The sequence below is a fragment of the Fibrella arboris genome (assembly GCF_041321095.1).
Taxonomy (GTDB): Bacteria; Bacteroidota; Bacteroidia; order Cytophagales; family Spirosomataceae; genus Fibrella; species Fibrella arboris.
This window is the reverse complement of the sequence record NZ_JBGGWE010000005.1, coordinates 175,188-192,535: the sequence shown is the minus strand read 5'-3', so window position 1 is coordinate 192,535 and position 17,348 is coordinate 175,188. Positions and strand designations below refer to the sequence as shown.

Sequence of the window (17,348 nt, the reverse complement as noted above, 5' to 3'; positions counted from 1 at the left end):
CCTTATTAGTCCACTTACATAAATAATCATCTGTAAACCAACTCATGGCAGCAGGAAAAGTAAATTTCTTTTGGGACCGTCTCGTTCCTACCGTTTATAGTGCTGGGGCCGCCGTTGTTATCTTCGGTGCCTGGGCCAAAATCACCCACAATGAGCAATTTGGCTTTATGCTAACCGTGGGCTTGCTGACAGAGGTAGTAATCTTTGCATTGTATGCGATTCAGAGTTTCACTCAGCCAGTCACCTCTGGTGACGACTACGAGTGGGAGCGTGTATATCCCGAATTAGCACCCGACTACAAAGGAGAAGTGCGCAAAGCAGTTGCTACCCCGCAGGCAAATGGGTTAACCGCCAATATGGACCAGATGCTGGCGCAGGCTAAAATTACGCCTGATGTGTTCGAGAAGCTTGGCTCAGGTTTCCAGAACCTCAACAGCACAGTGTCAAAATTGACCGACCTGACCGATGCCACCGTAGCTACTAATGATTACGCGCGTAACGTAAAATCGGCTTCAGGGTCTATTTCTGAAATGAATAAGTCGTACGGTACAGCTATCACCGCCATGAACTCAATGGCCGATGCAACGACCGACGCTAAAGATTACCGTGACCAATTCCAGAAAGTAACTAAGAATATGGGCGCCTTAAACGCCGTGTACGAACTGGAATTGCAGGATACCAACAAGCATCTGAAGACGATGAACGCCTTCTATGGTAACCTGACTTCTGCCATGCAGAATATGGCAGATGCCAGCAAAGACACGCAACAGTTCAAATCAGAACTGGCTAAACTGACTGGCAACCTTGCTTCACTTAATAACGTATATGGCAGCATGCTGACTGCCATGCGGGGAAGCAATCAATAAGCAATCTTGGTTTCACGTTCGGCGTTTCGGGTTTGACATTGCGTGCTATACACCATCTGGGGTATAGAAACGTGCTATCAAGCTCGAAACGCTCGATGTCGAACATTCCTTTAATCAAACTACATTTAACACTACCAACTAATGGCAGGTGGAAAAGAAACACCCCGTCAGAAAATGATCGGGATGATGTATCTGGTGTTGACCGCGTTGCTTGCCTTGCAGGTGACATCGGCCATCCTGGAAAAATTCGTCCTGCTGAACAATTCGTTAGAGCAATCAACAGGTTCAGCCAATCGGGTCAATCAGGAGACACTAGAGAAAATAAGAGCTGCTGTCAGCAAAACGGGTAACCGCCCTGCCGACGTAGCTGTATTGCAACAGGCTGATCAGGTACGTAAGAGAACGGCCGATATGATCAGCCAGATCGACGCGCTGAAGTCGCAACTTGTCGAGGCAGGTGGTGGAACCGATGAAGAAGGCAACATCAAGAATCTTAGCGAAGAAGAAAAAGTAGCGCAGCTTTTAGTTGGAAATAATCGGAATGGTGAAGCGTATAAATTACAGACAACGCTGAACCAGTTTACGGATGAACTGTCGAAGGTGGGGAATGCCAAATTTGCGCCATTGGCATTAGACGGTAAAGACGACCCGATCGCTAAACGGTCAACAGAGCAACGGACTAAAGACTTCCCGACGCTGAATTTCGCTCAGACACCTGTACCTGCTGCGCTGGCCGTATTAAGCCAGAAGCAAGCTGACGTACGTCGGATCGAAGGCGAAACGCTGGATTATCTGGCGACTAAAGTAGGCGCGCAGGATGTGAAGTTCGACAAGATCATGGGTATGCTGAGCATGCAATCGAATGTGGTTGTGGCGGGCACCAAGTTCCGGGGCGAGATGTTCCTGGCAGCGTCATCATCGGGCATCCAGCCGCGCATGAGCCTAAGCGGTGGTCCTGTTCGGATGGACAACGGCCGGGGTATCATCGAGTTTACGGCGCAGGGGGGATCGTATGATAAAGACGGTCTCTCTAAACGGGTGCTAACCGGTTCTATTTCGTATAATGCACCTGATGGAACAGTGAAAACAGTGCCTGTGCGGGCAGAATACGCCGTTGCTAAGCCATCTTATCAAGTGGAAACTGGTACCATGCCGCCACTTTATCTGGGTTGCGAAAACAAACTGAGTATTCAAAGCCCACAGTTGGGTGCACTCTGGAATCCTAATTTCTCGGCAGATGGCGCGGCTGTGCTGCCTTCAGGTGGAAAAGGGAAAATTACAGTTGTACCTAACGCCGCGGCTGTTTCACTAAACATTAGTAATGCTGGTAACCTGCTGGGAACAGAACGGTTCAAAGTAAACCGGGTGCCACGCCCAACGATCGAATATCTGGTTGGTGGACGGCCTGCTACAGATCCTCGTGGTGTACCAGTGGGTTCAGCGCGTAGCATCAGCGTACGCGCAGTGTCTGATCCAAGCTTTGCCGCCTATGCTCCGAACGACGCTAACTTCCGCGTAACGGGAATAACGGTGAACCTGGCGCGTGGTACAAGGCGCGTTGCTGGACCAATATCGCTTGGTGCCGGTGGTGGATCATTAGGCGGTATGGCTGCTGAAATGGAGCCTGGTGACCGTCTGACAATCACGATTGATGGCGTTCAGCGTCGCAATTTCCGTGGTGAAATCAGCGACGTTCCTATGGGGAGTTTGTTGCAGGTAATATCCTTATATTAACTATACTAAAGCGGCTTTCGGGCCGTTTTTAGTGCGTAGACAGGTAAAGAACACAGGCTATGAAGCAAGTGATAATGATACGGACGATTGCGCTGACAGCTACAGCTACGCTGGCGCTTATGGGCGGCGCGGCTATGGCGCAAGAGCGGGACAATAGCAAAGCTAACTCCATGTCGGTTCGTCCTATCGATGATAGCGACATCATGATGAAGAAGACCCTTTGGCGTCGGATCGACCTGAAGGAGACGCAGAACCGGAGCATGTTCGCCAAAGGAAATGAGATCACCAAGTATCTGATCGATGCGGTGAAAGCCGGGTTGCTCGATGCCTACGAAGACGATTCATGTACCAAAAAAATCTCGCCGGAGAAATTCCACGAGAAACTGCTGATTCCAAACCAGGAAGGCGGTTTATCGAAAGAAGAGATCGAGGCAGGGTTCGGTAAAGAAGGAGCTACTACTGGCAAAGACGATGGCTGGGGCGATACTAAGAAGCAGGACCCCACTAAAGCTACCGCAAAAGCCAAACCAGCTGATGACGGTTGGGGAGCGCCAGCGCCTAAAACCGCCGCTAAACCAGCTGATGATGGTTGGGGGGCACCTGCGCCTAAGAAAACGGCCAAAAATGCCAAAGGTAAGAAGGGGGCTAAAGTAACTCAGCCAGTAGCTCCCGTTGTGCAGAAAGATACCGTGGCCGTTGCAAAAGCTGCTCCTGCTATGACCGGTGACGAGTATTTCCCTAAAGAACTCAGCATCCTGGAAGTGAAGGAAGACTGGATTTTCGACAAGAAACGCTCACGCCTGTACTACGATATCCAGACGATAGCGATGAAGTTACCAGCCGATAAAAACGCCGCTGGCTTTGAGGTACCTGTTGCTACGTTCAAGTACAAAGATTTGGACAAGCTGTTCCGTTCAGACCCTAAGAAGTTTGTTTGGTATAACACGCAAAACCAGGCCCAGCACAAAAACCTGGCCGACGCCTTTGATCTGCGCTTGTTCTACGGGCGGATTACGAAAGTGGCCAACCCAGAAGATAAAGAATTGGTTGGTATTTACGGTGACAAAGAAGGCCTGTTGAAATCGTATCAGACCGAATATGATCTGATGGAGATCGAGCATGGTCTTTGGGAGTACTAAGTCATGGAATCGCATCAAAAAAGGGTCCCTGCTCGTGAGCAGGGACCCTTTTTTGATGTACGTACCTAGCCGACAACCTACCAGATGGTTTTTTCGTCGCGTGGTGCCCCAATGTTCATAGCTCTTGACAAAATCTCACCTTTTCTCCCGTCGCGTAGCGACCAAACATGACTCGGTGGTTTGGTCGCTACGCGACGTAAACGACATTATAGAAGCCTGTTTTTACAGTCGTTGGGTCGCTAGGCGACGTAAACATCACTTTACCTGACAGCCTCCCGGCAACGTACCTACACTTCCTGTGCGTCGAAGTACGCTTTTACTTTCTGAGCCTTGTCTTCGCCAATTAACTCGGCGATGGCTGAAACATCAGCTTCCTTTATTTTTTTGACGCCTTTGAAGTGAGTCAGCAACTTCCCGGCAGTTTTCTGGCCAATACCTTCAATGCCTTCCAATTCACTGATCAGGCTGTTCCGGCTCCGTTTGTCGCGGTGATGGGTAATGCCAAACCGGTGCGCTTCATCCCGGCAACGTTGAATTAATTTTAGCGATTCTGAACGCTTGTCTAGGTAAAGCGGAAGGGTATCCTCCGGGAAATAAATCTCCTCCAGGCGCTTGGCAATGCCAATGATCGGGATTTGCCCGTACAAGTTTAACGCTTTTAAAGCATCACAGGCTGCGCTGAGCTGCCCTTTGCCGCCGTCGATCACGATGAGATCGGGCAATGGCCCATTTTCGTCCAGCATACGGCTGTAGCGCCGCGTAACCACTTCGTGCATACTGGCAAAGTCGTTGGGGCCAATGACAGTTTTGATGCTGTAGTGGCGGTATTCTTTGTTGGCGGGCTTGCCATCGATAAAACACACCATAGCCGACACCGGGTTTGTCCCCTGAATATTCGAGTTATCAAAACATTCAATGCGGCGAGGTAAGTTTTTCAGCTGCAAATCCTGCTTCAATTTAATCAGCACCCTATCTTTTTTACTGGCATTGGCGGTTGCTTCGGCGGTAGCCCGATCCTGGCGTTCCCGTCGGAAATACAGCACATTCTTGAGCGACATATCCATTAATTTGCGCTTGTCGCCGATCTGCGGAACGGTCACTTCTGCTTTCAAATCCGTGTCGAGTGGGATATTGGTAATAATTTCTTTGGCTTGGCTACCGTACTGATCCCGAAACTCAACGATCATCATGGCAAGCAGGTCTGTGTCTGCCTCTTCCAGCTTCTTCTTGACCTCAACGGTATGCGTTTGAATGATTGTGCCGTTGACCACTTTCATGAAGTTGATGTAGGCCGCTACGTCATCGGATGCGATCGTGAACACGTCGGCATCCGCAATTTTCGGATTAACGACTGTTGACTTGCTTTGGAAACGTTGCAACACATCCAGCTTCTCCTTATACTGCTGCGCCTGTTCGAAGGCCATCGTACCAGCGGCTTCAACCATTCGGCTACGGAAGTACTCCTGCGCTGGTTTGAGCTGACCTTTCAGAATGGCGTGAATCTGTTCGATATCGGCGTCATAGTCTGGCTCGGCCTGCTTGCCTTCGCACGGCCCTTTGCAATTACCAATGTGATATTCCAGACAAACCTTATACTTGCCCGCTTCAATGTTCTCGGGAGCCAGGTTGTAATTGCAGGTACGTAGTGTAAACAACTGGCTGAACATTTCCAGTACCGTATACATCGGTTTCAGATTGGCGAATGGGCCGTAATAGGTGCCCTGGCCACGTTCGATGCGCCGTGTGGTGACTACCCGTGGAAAATGTTCGTTGGTGACGCAGATAAACGGATACGTCTTGTCATCACGCAACAGGATGTTATAGCGGGGCTGATACCGCTTGATCAGCTGATTCTCGAGTAAGAGCGCGTCAAATTCAGTATGAACGATCGTGAACTCGATCTTTCTGATCTGACTAACCAGTCGCTGGGTTTTGCGGTCATGCTGGTTCGATTTAACGAAATAGCTACTGACACGATTCTTTAAGTCTTTGGCTTTACCAACGTAGATAACCTCACCGGACGCGTCGAAATACCGGTACACACCGGGTTCATGAGGCACCCTGGCCAACTCTTTTTTGTAGTCGAATTCTGGCATGTTACGTTAACGAACGTACCTGGGTAAAGGTTGCTCCGATTGAGCTTGTTCGCCGCCAGGCAACGTACCTGCGTCAGTTAAGAATTTCCTCTTCTTCGGTCGGGGCAATCTGCGGAGGAATATATCGCTGCGAGGAATCGATGTAGTAGCCACCGCAGTCTACTTTATAGCCATTGGGCTTTAGGAATAGACTTGGCTTATACTTCGTCAGCGATTTGTCGGCATATACCTTCTGCATATATAATCCCCAGGCAGGCATGGCCAGTCTGGCTCCCTGTCCAAACCCGATATCTTTAAAGTGAATAGACCGATCGTCGCCACCTACCCAAAGACCCGACACCAGATTTTGCGTGATGCCCATAAACCAACCGTCTGAAAAGCTTGACGTCGTACCCGTTTTGGCGGCAATCTGGTTGCCGTTTTCCAGCAATTTGTACTGCGACCGCAAGCGGGCAGCTGTACCATTCGGATCTTCACTGGCGCCACGCATCAGGTACAACATATCATAGGCTTTCTGGGCGCTAATCACCTGCACGGCGTTCAGGGTGAAATTATGCAGCACATTGTCATTCTTATCCGTGATCCGGTAGATCGTGATTGGTTCTACCCGGTGGCCGCTGTTGGCAAAGGTGCAATAAGCCGCTACCATGTCCATAACCGATACATCGGCGGTACCCAAACAAAGGGTGGGGTTAGCTGGAAAACCAGTGGTGTCGATGCCCAGATCGGCCGCCGTTTTAATCACCGACCGGGCGCCGGCCTTCTTCATCAGTCGAGCCGAAACGCTATTGACTGAGGCGCCGATGGCTTCCCGTAACGACAATGCCTGCCCACTATACCGACCGGTCGAGTTTTTAGGTGTCCAGGAGCGAGGCCCGTTACCATCTTCATAGGCAGCAAACGTAACCGGGCTGTCGGTGATGCGATCGCAGGTTGTGAAGTAATTATTGTTCAGTGCAGTCAGGTACACGAATGGTTTGAAGGTTGACCCTGGTTGCCGTTTCCCCTGGGCAACGTGGTCAAACTTCATGTGTTTGAAATTGATTCCCCCCACCCACGCACGAACGTACCCAGTCGTAGGGTCCATTGAAACGAACCCCGTGTGTAGCAATCGTTTGTAATAACGGAGCGAGTCGAGCGGACTCATGACGGTGTCTTTCTCCAGACGACGATTGGCGTAGGTAAAGACCTTCATTTTTACTGGTTTATTCAGCTCCCGCCAGATCGTCTTCTGATCGTCGCCATACACTTCCTTCAGCAATCGATAGCGACTGGTACGCTTAATGGCGTTCTCGATGAAGTTGGGCATTTCCTGCCATTGGTTGGTGGCATTCTTGAACACCCACGGATTTCGCCCGCGCCACTGCTGGTAGAATTTCCCCTGCTGGTCGCGCATATTTGCCATTACCGCTTCTTCGGCGGCCTGCTGCATGCGTGAATCGAGTGTCGAGTAGATCTTCAGCCCGCTTGTGTACAGATTCAGTTCGGTGCCATTTTCTTTATTGTACTGCTTGATCCAATTCTTCAAAAAGTCCCGGATGGTGGCACAGTAGTACGGGGCTTTATTCGTATTCTGGTTCTCGACATTGAAGTCGAGTTTCAATGGCTTGATCTTATACGCTACGTACTGATCCGTGGTTAGAAATTTGTATTTCCGCATCTGGCTCAGTACCACATTTCGCCGTTCCCGGGAGCGATCCTCAAAGACGCGCGGATCGAAAAGCGACGGGTTTTTAAGCAGACCAACCAGTGTAGCGCTCTCCTCGACCGACAGTTGCCAGGGCTCGCGGTTGAAATACGTCTTCGCCGCCGTTTTGATGCCGTATGTGTTATTGCCAAACGATACCGTGTTGAGGTACATCATGATGATCTCCTGCTTGGTGTAGTTCCGCTCAAGGCGCACGGCGAGAATCCATTCCTTTGTTTTGGCAATCACCAGTCGAATCACCGGCAGATCGCCCAGTATTCCTTCATATTGTTCTTCACGTGTATTGAACAGGTTCTTGGCCGTTTGCTGAGTGAGCGTACTGCCGCCACCCGTGCTGGCCGTGTTCTGAAACGTGAGTATACCCGTAATCGCCCGGGCAATTGATCGGAAATCGATGCCCGAATGTTTCATAAAGCGGGCATCTTCGGTAGCCAGCAGCGCCGAAATAACATTGGGCGAAACCTGCGTAATATCGATTGGCGTTCGGTTCTCCAGATAGAATTTCCCCATCTGCGGCCCATCGTTAAAATAGATAGTTGACGCGACCTGGCTCTTGGGATTCTCCAACGCTTTCAGATCGGGCATGCCGCCAAAAAGCCAGAGAAAATTCACTGAAACTGCCAGTACGTAGAGTACAAGCGCAGCCAGAAAGATCAATACGTAGGTCCAGAGTCGGGTAATAATAGTGCGGTACTGCCCGGAAGCAAATTCAATCATGGGTGGGAGGGGGATTTCAAGTGATTAGTTTCAGGGGCCAGGGTTCAAATGCTCCGCGTGAGAACGACTGGTCAGTAAGAGACGCATTTGAAACCTGAAACCTGAAAATTGAAACCCATAACTTATTGTTTATTCCGTTTCGCCGAGAGTTGTTCAGCGGCTGCCTGACGTTCTTTTATGTGTGAAAGTAATGGACTCAGCGGATAATCACGAACGAATTCAGTGAGTGCCTGCCGGTATGCATCAACACCTTGCACACGCCCGATCAGCACGATTCGCAGCAGGGCCATCTTATCGGCAATCTTTGAGCCGCCAAACGTACCCAGCGCAGCCTCAACACGTGCAAGTGCCTCTGTACTATTGCCCGACTGGTATAACTCATACAAGTTAGTGTATGTCTGGTTAGCGGCAATCTCGTTTACACCTCCTTTGCCATTTTCTGTGTTACTGGTTAAGGTAGACTGGCTCCCAGCAGCTGTCAGAAGCTTGGCGTACGATGAAGTTGGAAATTCGGTCAATAGTTTATCGCGCCAGGGAGATGGTTTACCAGCCTGTTCCGCCGATAGATGCATCAAATAGTAGGCTTCCGGTTTGTAGCTGCTGTTAGGGTAACGAACCAATAACCGGTCGAGGGTAGTCATGGCCTGTAAAGGCTGATCGAGTTGGAATTTATAAAGCTTACCCTGCCGAAACAACGCTGACTCAAGCTGGTCATTTGATTTTTGCAGCGCATCGGCAGAGAAGGGGATCTGCCGGTATAGCTCGTCCTTTTTTGCTTTTCTTAAGTTCAAGGTATTCGCAACGGGGGGGCGCGCTCCGGCCGCTGGTAGAGGCGTTGCCGGATTCGTGGAATTGGCTGGGTTTGCCCCGTTTAAGGCGCTGGTTTCACTGGCTATTGCTTGTGACGCATCTTTATTTTGCCGCCGCCAGTCGTCGGCCAGCGGGCGATTACCCCAAAGCTGCATAAACTCCTGCTTACCCTGAGCCAGTTGAACCGGATTATATAAAACCCAACGGTCGTTTGGGGCCAGATCAGAATTAGTTGCCTGTGCGCCTGACAGGTTGGTGCGTCCGGTAATTTGCCTGGCCAATTCAGCCTGAGCCGCATCGTCTTTCTCGCGCTGGTCAATGATCTTGTCGAGCAGCTGGTCTAAGGCCGCCGGGTTCATCTGAGCCATGCGTTGCAGGCTATCTTCCCGGTCAATCGTGGTCTGGTTGTTAACAAACTCATCGAGCGACTTCTTGCGGTTGGCCAATGTTGTGTAGGCAGGGTTATTCTGAGGTAGCAAGGCGAGCGAACTGTCGTAATAAGCCTGTGCTTTGCTATAATCTCGCTTCTTTTCGAAATAGAGATTACCAATCTCGGCATAAGTCAACGCCACCTGAGCTGTGTTTGTAAGCCCTGTCTGTACGGCTTTGTTGAAATTAACCAACGCCCGGTCGTAATTGCCACGACGGGCATCAGCGCGGCCCATCGTGAAATAGATCTTGTCTTTTAAATCCGAATTTTTTCGGTCGTTCAGCATTTCCTCAAACCGCTCGGCATTACGGGCCAGCTGTCTGGAATCAGTCCCATCAGCCTGCATCAGATAGATGTTGGCAAAAAACTCCTGATCGTAATTTGGATGAGTTCGCAGGACCTGCTGAAACTGTTCGGTAGCTTGTGTCGCTTTGCCGGCCGACTCATACAGTTGCCCGGCAATTAAATGCAGCCTGGCTGTAGCTTCCGATTTCTTCAAAAAGGGAAACGTCGCTTCAAGAATACCAGCCGCTATTAGTGCTTCTCCTTTCCGTTGGTGCAGGTTCGCTTTGGTCAGGTAAAAGTCGCGGGTGTTGGTTTTAGTCAACGGTTGCGTCCGGAGGTATTCAGCCACGGTCAGTCCGTTGGCGAAGTCCCCTGTTTCGGTATAGGCCCGCATGAGTAAGATCAATGCTTCATGCTTGTCAGCATCGTCTGTCCCCTTCGTATTAACGTACTTGAATACCTCGATCGCATTCGGTAAATCCTGACGATACAAACGCGTTTTGCCAATCAGGACATACGCATTGTCGACCCACTTACTGTTCTGATGCCGTTCCGCAACCAGCGACGCTTTCTTGATCGCGTCGTCGAGTTGAGGCCGTACCGATTGAATGGCATTGGAGTCGAGCGGCACCAGAATCGGAAGGGTCTCGTTGTAATTTTCCTGCCGGTTCTTGAACAGATAGCGCTCAACCTCATCGATATCGTCCCGGGCCATGACGTACGCATTGAAATGCGCTGTCAGGTTATGGTATCCTTTGCTGACCGTTCCGTTGCTATGTTGCGAACACGACCAGAACCCGCCTGCCAATAATGCCAGAAGGCCCAGTGAAGTAAAATAGACAGGTCGAAAACAATACATAGCCGGTAAAGAAATTGGCGCGTCCCCTTTTTTCGGGACATACTGCTGTGGAAGCGACAAAATAAGGTTGAATCAGTTATAGATAAAACGAGCCCGCTACCGGTCAACGTATCGAATCCTGTGCCAGCGTGGCGAAATTAGCTATTTTCCTGTGATGAATGCACCAGAAACCCCAGACAGGCCCGATCAGGGCAGTGATCACGACCGCCGTCCGTCGGCATTCGCCCAGTACAGCGGCATAGGCATTCAAATGCTTGGAACGATTGGCTTAGGCGTTTACGCCGGCATGAAACTCGACGAATGGCAGGGGAATAAAACACCCGGCTGGACGATTGGCCTGTCATTATTTGCCATTTTTGCATCACTTTACCTCTTCATCAAGCAGCTCCCCAAAAACTGACATTTCATTTTGAAGGAGAAGACAATATTTTATTTGGCAATTATAGCTAGTTGCTCTATTAAAAACAGGTTAATCGAAGCGAACGAAAAATAACGGTTGGATGCGTGATTCTATACTATTAACTGTATTACTAGGAATTGTATTTTTTGTAGCTGACCGATTTTATAGACCAAACTGGGTTCATCCGTTCTGGCCGTATTTACTACTCTTCTATACCATGCTGTCTGTCCTGCTGCATCGGCTCATGAGTTTCGTAAAAGACCTGAAATCAGCCCAGTTCACCACTTTTTTTTTAGCATTCACGACGGCCAAGCTAGTGTTGAGCCTTGTTTTCATGGGAGTGATGCTGTATAACAACGTACCTGAACGGAAACGCTTCGTACTAAGCTTTCTTGGATTGTATTTAGTTTACACCAGTTTTGAAATCTACGGCCTTACACGTAAATTGCGGCGCGATTCGTAGAAACGCTTACTTATTTCATATGATGAGTTCATCAATTAATAGATTTTTGCTTGCTTTTGTCCTTGTGTTCAGCACCGTAGCTGGCGTTTTCGCGCAGGAGCATACCCTCGACGGTCAGGAGTCACACGCTGAGCAAAAGAAGGGGTTCAAGGTTGGAGAAATGATCACCCACCACATCAGTGATGACCGTGGTTGGGAATTTGCCCATGGCCTAACGTTGCCTTTACCTGTTATCCTGTATTCCGCCGATCGCGGTCTGGAAGTATTCTCGTCATCTCATCTGAATCATGGCGAAATCTATAATGGCTACAAGTCAGAGCATGGCCATATTCACCGGGTCGATGAAGCTGGCAAGCCAGTAGAAGAGGTTCACGTACAGGACTTCTCGATCACCAAGAACGTAGCTTCTTTGCTGATCAGTGCGCTCATTCTGTTCTTTGTATTTACGTCTGTTGCTAAAAGCTACACCGTAAACAAAGGGAAAGCCCCGAAAGGACTCCAGTCGTTCCTTGAGCCGATCGTCATGTTTGTTCGTGACGAAATTGCCAAGCCAAACCTGGGTCCGAAATATGAGAAATACCTGCCCTATCTGCTGACGCTGTTTTTCTTTATTCTGGTGAACAACCTGCTTGGCCTGCTGCCCGGTGGTGCTAACCTGACCGGAAACATCGCTGTAACGATGGTGCTGGCAGTCATCACATTCTTCGTTACCAACTTCAGTGGCAACAAGCACTACTGGATGCACCTGGTGAAACCAACTGGCGTACCAGTAGCCCTGTTGCCAATTATGATTCCGGTTGAGATCGTAGGCCTGTTCATGAAACCACTGTCGTTGATGATCCGGTTATTTGCCAACATCACAGCCGGTCACATCATTATTCTGGCCTTGTTATCACTCATCTTCATTGCCGGACAAGCCAGCATGGGCACCGGCTATGGCGTGAGTTTGATCGTTGTTCCCTTTACCCTGTTCATGAACCTGATCGAATTGCTGGTCGCATTCCTGCAGGCATTCATCTTCACACTGTTGACCTCTATGTATATCGGCAGTGCTATTGAAGACCATCATGAAGCCGATCATGGTATCGGGTATGAAGGTCCTGGCGATGAGATCGGGTAGTCTTTACTTTGCTTTCTTTTGTTTTTTCACTTATAAATCTGTTTGAAGATGTTAGCTTTCATGCTGTCAATCTTATTGGAAGCAACTGGTAGTGTAGCCATCATGGGTGCTGCTATCGGTGCTGGTCTGGCCGCTATTGGTGCTGGTCTTGGTATTGGTCGTATCGGTGGTAGCGCAATGGAGGGCATTGCCCGCCAGCCAGAAGCCGCTGGTCGTATCCAAACGGCCATGCTGATCATTGCCGCCCTGATCGAGGCCGTGGCTCTGTTCGCTGCCGTTATCTGTCTGCTGGTGGCTCTGGCTTAATCGCCCGATCATCAGTACGTATCTTGTCTGAGCACTAGGCCACGACGCACGGGATACACCGAATTTTTAGTTAGCCTGCCAATTGGGGTTGCCGTTGGCAGGCAACTTTTACAAACAAAAGGAAGCGTATCAATTTCTTGACTCATTACTCTTATTCATAATTTACTATGGACCTGCTTACCCCCGACATTGGCCTGTTAGTATGGCAAGTAGTCATTTTCGGTTTACTGTTCTTCCTGCTCAGCAAATTTGCCTGGGGCCCTATTTCGGCTAGTCTGAAAGAGCGTGAAAGCAATATTCAGGGTGCCCTTGACCTCGCTGAAAAAACGCGCGGCGAAATGGCTAAACTGAAGTCAGAAAACGAGCAAATTCTGGCCCAGGCACGTATTGAGCGTGATACGATCTTACGTGGTGCTAAAGAAACGGCCGATAAAATGGTAGCTGACGCCCGCGACAAAGCCGCCGCCGAAGGGCAGCGGGTACTGGAGCAGGCTCGTGAGGCTATGCAAAACGAACGCCAGGCGCTGGTTGCCTCCATGAAGAAAGATGTCGTTACTCTGTCGATCGAAGTGGCCGAGAAAGTGCTCCGTCGTGAACTGGCGGATAAAGCATCCCAGGAAAAACTGGTACAAGACCTGGTGGCTTCATCACGGTTAAACTAAACGGGCGTTAACGATGGCTATTTCAACGGTTGCTGCCCGATATGCCAAGTCATTGATTGATTTGGCGCAGGAAAAAGGCATTGTGGAAGAAATGTATGGTGACATGCTCTTTTTCCAGCGCACGATTTCCGAAAATCGTACATTAGGTGTGTTGCTCAAAAACCCTATTGTACGAAACGCAAAAAAATGGAACATCATCAACGCTGTGTTTGGCGGTCGGTTGAATGCCATGACGATGTCCTTTTTTCACATTGTGGCTCAGAAAGGCCGCGATAACATCCTGGAAGATATTGCTGTCGAATTTGGTAAGCAGTATGATTCGTTGAAAGGAGTTGAACGGGCTACGGTTATCACAACAGTGCCTCTAACTGATGAATTGCGGAGTCAGCTAAAAGCGAAAGTGCAAACGCTAACCGGCGGTAAAACCGTTGAATTAGATGAAAAGCAGGATAGCAAACTCATCGGTGGGTACGTTCTTCGGGTTGGCGATAAACAAATTGATGCCTCACTGCGTAGTCAGCTGAATGACCTGCGGCTAAAATTCATGAACTAAGCGATCTACTTACTACAAGTAAAAGCCGCCCCGATCTGGGGCGGCTTTTGTATTTTTACCCCATGATTATCCCTCTTGCCCACCGCGCCAATCAGGCTCAGGAATATTATTTCTCAATCAAGCTCGCTGAGGTACGTAAGCTACAGGCAGCGGGGCACGATGTGATCAATATCGGTATCGGCAACCCCGATATGATGCCTTCGGAAGCAACGATCAAGACACTGGCCGACGTAGCGCACCAGCCAACTGCACACGGCTATCAATCGTACAAAGGGATTCCAGCCTTGCGGCAAGCTATCGCTCATTTCTACGCGCACACGTATGGAGTCATGCTTGATCCAGAAACGGAGCTGCTGCCCATGATAGGCTCTAAGGAAGCGATCACGCATTTATCGCTGACCTTCCTGAACGAAGGCGATGAAGTACTGGTGCCAGAATTAGGTTATCCGGCCTATCGGGCTGTGAGCCAGATGGTTGGCGCAAAGGTCCTCGCGTATCGTTTGCAGGAGAATGACGGGTGGCAGCCCGACTGGGAGCAGATGGCTGACCAGCTGACGGAACGTACCCGGATTGTCTGGCTGAACTACCCGCACATGCCCACGGGCGCACCAGCAACGAAAAGCCTTTTTGAGCGCGCTGTTCGGTTTGCCCAGGACCATAACGTATTGCTCTGTCACGACAACCCGTACAGTCTGGTACTAAACAAAAAAGACCCAATCAGTTTGCTGTCTGTTGATGGCGCTAAAGAAGTAGCTGTTGAACTGAACTCCATGAGTAAGTCGCATAACATGGCTGGCTGGCGAGTTGGCTGGCTGGCAGCAGCAAAACCATATGTCGATGCGGTACTGACGATAAAGAGCAATGTAGATTCGGGGATGTTTCTGGCCTTACAACAGGCAGCAGCCACAGCCCTGCACAATGCTGACGCGTGGCATGCTGAACGTAATGCCATTTATCAAGGGCGCTTAGAAGCAGCCTACGCCTTTCTGGATACATTGGGTTGCCATTACGCCCGCAATCAGGAAGGGATGTTTTTATGGGCCAAATTGCCCGACAGCCTTCCGTCGGCAGAGGCGTTGGTCGACGATCTGCTGTACACCAGGCATATCTTTATTGCCCCGGGTTTCATCTTCGGTCCCAAGGGTAGCCGTTACATCCGAATCTCGCTTTGTATGCCTAAAGAACGGATTGAACAGGCCGTAAACCGATTACGTATATGACTATTTCGATTGTAGGTGTCGGTTTGTTAGGCGGTTCATTTGCCCTGGCCGTCCGTGAGAAATACCCGAAAGCCTATTTCATTGGGGTTGATGCCTCCGCTGTTCATGGCCAGCTGGCGTTGGCAAAAGGCATTGTCGACACCATAATGCCGCTGGAGGAAGCCGTGACGCAAAGCACGCTGGTTGTGCTGGCTACGCCCGTCAATACTATTCTGACGCTATTGCCTGCCGTGCTCGATAAACTGCCGGTCAATGCCACTGTGCTTGATCTGGGATCAACCAAAGAGGGGATTTGTGCTCTTGTCGATTGGCATCCTAAACGGACTCAGTTCGTAGCGGTACACCCAATGGCGGGGACTGAGAATTCGGGTCCTGGCGCCGCTTTCCGTGAGTTGCTTCCCGGCAAAAACCTGATCATTTGCGATAAAGACAAAAGTGATCCTGATAGCCTGAAACTGGTTGAAGCCATCTTCAGCGATATTGGCATGAAGCTGTTTTACATGACCCCGCAGGAACATGACCTGCACCTGGCCTACGTATCGCACTTAAGTCATATCAGCGCGTTTGCGCTGGGACTGACCGTGCTGGAGAAAGAGAAAGACGAGCAGGCCATTTTTGATATGGCGAGTACCGGTTTCAGTAGCACGGTTCGGTTAGCCAAAAGTTCGCCGCAGATGTGGGCACCGATTTTCGACCAGAACCGCGATAATGTCTCCCAGGCCCTGGCCGATTACATCGAGTTTCTGCAACGCTTCAAAGCCGTGATCGACTCAGGCGACGTAGCTGGTTCACTCGATTTTATGGCCCGCGCCAATGTCATCCGCCGCGTACTGGAAGGCATTGAGAAGCGGTAGATAGTTTGTTAAGCGCTTAAACAAATATAGGTTTGTTTTTGGCGAGAGAAGCCGGGTAACCGGGCCCGGCAACGTACCCAGCCGAAGAAAATTCCTGGTGTTGAAAACAGTTAGTGGTTCTGACTAGTAAAGTAAAGGTGGTTCATGAGGATGGACCTCATAGACTAGTCAACAACCAATACCCATGCAGTCAACAACTGAAAAGCCCGGACGCGGGACCGCCGCTACTGCCGCCGGAACAATCACACTCGGTGGCGATCTAACCGTGAACCGTTTAGGCTATGGTGCCATGCGCATTACCGGCGAAGGCATCTGGGGACCACCCAGAAATCGCGATGAAGCCCTGCGGGTGCTGAAACGGTGCCTTGATCTGGGCATTAACTTTATTGATACGGCCGATAGCTACGGTCCGTTCGTCTCCGAAGAACTTATTGCCGAAGCCCTTCACCCATACGCCGATGATCTGGTAGTGGCCACGAAAGGAGCCTTGTTGCGTACCGGACCCAACCAGTGGCCCGTCGATGGGAGCCGCAAACATTTAGAAGAAGCGTTGAATGGAAGCCTGAAACGACTGAAAGTTGAGCAAATTGATCTGTATCAGCTACACCGGTTCGATGATAAAGTGCCTTCAGACGAGTTTCTGGGCTTTTTGGCAGAAGCGCAGCAGCAGGGTAAAATCAAACACATTGGCTTGTCGGAAGTCGATGTAGATCAGATCAAGCAAGCACAACAATATTTCGAAGTGGTTTCCGTGCAGAACATGTATAGTTTTGGCCAGCAGAAATGGAACCCCACCCTGAAGTTCTGTGAGGAGCAAAACATCGCGTTCATTCCGTGGTATCCGCTCGGTGGTGGTGATCTGTCGGCCGAGAAAGCCATTCATACAGTGGCCCAACGACATGGGGCGACCGATTTTCAAATTGCACTGGCCTGGCTACTGGCGGCTTCGCCCGTGATGCTGCTTATTCCAGGTACGTCGTCGGTTAAACACCTGGAAGAAAATACAGCCGCCGCCACGATTCAGTTAACCGACGCAGATTTTAAGGATATGCCACTACCAGAGTAACAAACGCTAGGTTAGGCGTAAAACATAGAAAGGGAGAACGTACTTAACGTTCTCCCTTTC

Annotated in this window: 14 protein-coding genes; 11 read left to right on the top strand and 3 right to left on the bottom strand. The window is 50.0% G+C overall.

The genetic code is table 11. From position 1 onward, the window contains the following. The first annotated feature begins 44 nt into the window (after window positions 1–44). From porL to porN, 3 genes are all read left to right on the top strand, one after another. Complete coding sequence (gene porL / locus ACAW75_RS10635; RefSeq protein ID WP_370728696.1) at window positions 45–866, top strand: type IX secretion system motor protein PorL/GldL; 822 nt, start codon at window positions 45–47, stop codon at window positions 864–866. A 141-nt stretch (window positions 867–1,007) separates the two neighbouring features. Next, window positions 1,008–2,600: a type IX secretion system motor protein PorM/GldM gene (gene porM / locus ACAW75_RS10630; protein ID WP_370728695.1), complete on the top strand. Its 1,593-nt coding sequence runs from the start codon at window positions 1,008–1,010 to the stop codon at window positions 2,598–2,600. Window positions 2,601–2,659: 59 nt separating this feature from the next. Next, complete coding sequence (porN, locus tag ACAW75_RS10625; RefSeq protein ID WP_370728694.1) at window positions 2,660–3,739, top strand: type IX secretion system ring subunit PorN/GldN; 1,080 nt, start codon at window positions 2,660–2,662, stop codon at window positions 3,737–3,739. A 287-nt stretch (window positions 3,740–4,026) separates the two neighbouring features. On the opposite strand, the gene uvrC is transcribed toward porN, so the two are convergent. The 3 genes from uvrC to porW form a co-directional block, all read right to left on the bottom strand. After that, window positions 4,027–5,835 carry an excinuclease ABC subunit UvrC gene (uvrC, locus tag ACAW75_RS10620; protein WP_370728692.1) on the bottom strand — a complete coding sequence of 603 codons (1,809 nt, stop codon included), beginning with the start codon at window positions 5,833–5,835 and terminating at the stop codon, window positions 4,027–4,029. Window positions 5,836–5,908: 73 nt separating this feature from the next. After that, a complete protein-coding gene (locus tag ACAW75_RS10615) occupies window positions 5,909–8,260 on the bottom strand; it encodes a penicillin-binding protein 1A (RefSeq protein WP_370728691.1) in 2,352 nt (783 codons plus the stop codon). Between the two features lie 122 nt (window positions 8,261–8,382). Beyond that, entirely contained in the window at window positions 8,383–10,644 is a 2,262-nt protein-coding gene (gene porW, locus ACAW75_RS10610) for a type IX secretion system periplasmic lipoprotein PorW/SprE (protein WP_370728690.1), read from the bottom strand. Between the two features lie 154 nt (window positions 10,645–10,798). On the opposite strand from porW, the gene ACAW75_RS10605 reads away from it, so the two are divergent. The 8 genes from ACAW75_RS10605 (at window position 10,799) to ACAW75_RS10570 (ending at window position 17,288) form a co-directional block, all read left to right on the top strand. Further along, window positions 10,799–11,044: an AtpZ/AtpI family protein gene (locus tag ACAW75_RS10605; RefSeq protein ID WP_370728689.1), complete on the top strand. Its 246-nt coding sequence runs from the start codon at window positions 10,799–10,801 to the stop codon at window positions 11,042–11,044. Between the two features lie 482 nt (window positions 11,045–11,526). After that, complete coding sequence (gene atpB / locus ACAW75_RS10600; RefSeq protein WP_370728688.1) at window positions 11,527–12,627, top strand: F0F1 ATP synthase subunit A; 1,101 nt, start codon at window positions 11,527–11,529, stop codon at window positions 12,625–12,627. Between the two features lie 60 nt (window positions 12,628–12,687). Beyond that, window positions 12,688–12,933: an ATP synthase F0 subunit C gene (gene atpE / locus ACAW75_RS10595; protein WP_370723402.1), complete on the top strand. Its 246-nt coding sequence runs from the start codon at window positions 12,688–12,690 to the stop codon at window positions 12,931–12,933. Window positions 12,934–13,100: 167 nt separating this feature from the next. Continuing rightward, window positions 13,101–13,595 (top strand): F0F1 ATP synthase subunit B, encoded by a 495-nt coding sequence (gene atpF / locus ACAW75_RS10590; RefSeq protein ID WP_370728687.1) that lies wholly within the window; start codon window positions 13,101–13,103, stop codon window positions 13,593–13,595. 13 nt (window positions 13,596–13,608) lie between these two features. Continuing rightward, complete coding sequence (gene atpH, locus ACAW75_RS10585; RefSeq protein WP_370728686.1) at window positions 13,609–14,148, top strand: ATP synthase F1 subunit delta; 540 nt, start codon at window positions 13,609–13,611, stop codon at window positions 14,146–14,148. A 62-nt stretch (window positions 14,149–14,210) separates the two neighbouring features. Then, window positions 14,211–15,368 carry a pyridoxal phosphate-dependent aminotransferase gene (locus tag ACAW75_RS10580; protein WP_370728685.1) on the top strand — a complete coding sequence of 386 codons (1,158 nt, stop codon included), beginning with the start codon at window positions 14,211–14,213 and terminating at the stop codon, window positions 15,366–15,368. Continuing rightward, window positions 15,365–16,222, top strand: a complete 858-nt coding sequence (locus ACAW75_RS10575) for a prephenate dehydrogenase (RefSeq protein ID WP_370728684.1) — start codon at window positions 15,365–15,367, stop codon at window positions 16,220–16,222. The genes ACAW75_RS10580 and ACAW75_RS10575 overlap by 4 nt, the downstream gene beginning before the upstream one ends. A gap of 184 nt (window positions 16,223–16,406) precedes the next feature. Next, complete coding sequence (locus ACAW75_RS10570) at window positions 16,407–17,288, top strand: aldo/keto reductase (protein ID WP_370728683.1); 882 nt, start codon at window positions 16,407–16,409, stop codon at window positions 17,286–17,288. Window positions 17,289–17,348: the final 60 nt, after the last annotated feature.

Excerpts from the sequence above, each read along its gene's own strand:
- ACAW75_RS10575 (WP_370728684.1), top strand. The coding sequence starts at position 15,365 with ATGACTATTTCGATTGTAGGTGTCGGTTTGTTAGGCGGTTCATTTGCC.
- porL (WP_370728696.1), top strand. The coding sequence starts at position 45 with ATGGCAGCAGGAAAAGTAAATTTCTTTTGGGACCGTCTCGTTCCTACC.
- atpF (WP_370728687.1), top strand. The coding sequence starts at position 13,101 with ATGGACCTGCTTACCCCCGACATTGGCCTGTTAGTATGGCAAGTAGTC.
- ACAW75_RS10605 (WP_370728689.1), top strand. The coding sequence starts at position 10,799 with ATGAATGCACCAGAAACCCCAGACAGGCCCGATCAGGGCAGTGATCAC.
- atpB (WP_370728688.1), top strand. The coding sequence starts at position 11,527 with ATGATGAGTTCATCAATTAATAGATTTTTGCTTGCTTTTGTCCTTGTG.
- uvrC (WP_370728692.1), bottom strand. The coding sequence starts at position 5,835 with ATGCCAGAATTCGACTACAAAAAAGAGTTGGCCAGGGTGCCTCATGAA.
- atpE (WP_370723402.1), top strand. The coding sequence starts at position 12,688 with ATGCTGTCAATCTTATTGGAAGCAACTGGTAGTGTAGCCATCATGGGT.
- porM (WP_370728695.1), top strand. The coding sequence starts at position 1,008 with ATGGCAGGTGGAAAAGAAACACCCCGTCAGAAAATGATCGGGATGATG.
- porN (WP_370728694.1), top strand. The coding sequence starts at position 2,660 with ATGAAGCAAGTGATAATGATACGGACGATTGCGCTGACAGCTACAGCT.
- ACAW75_RS10580 (WP_370728685.1), top strand. The coding sequence starts at position 14,211 with ATGATTATCCCTCTTGCCCACCGCGCCAATCAGGCTCAGGAATATTAT.
- atpH (WP_370728686.1), top strand. The coding sequence starts at position 13,609 with ATGGCTATTTCAACGGTTGCTGCCCGATATGCCAAGTCATTGATTGAT.
- ACAW75_RS10570 (WP_370728683.1), top strand. The coding sequence starts at position 16,407 with ATGCAGTCAACAACTGAAAAGCCCGGACGCGGGACCGCCGCTACTGCC.
- porW (WP_370728690.1), bottom strand. The coding sequence starts at position 10,644 with ATGTATTGTTTTCGACCTGTCTATTTTACTTCACTGGGCCTTCTGGCA.
- ACAW75_RS10615 (WP_370728691.1), bottom strand. The coding sequence starts at position 8,260 with ATGATTGAATTTGCTTCCGGGCAGTACCGCACTATTATTACCCGACTC.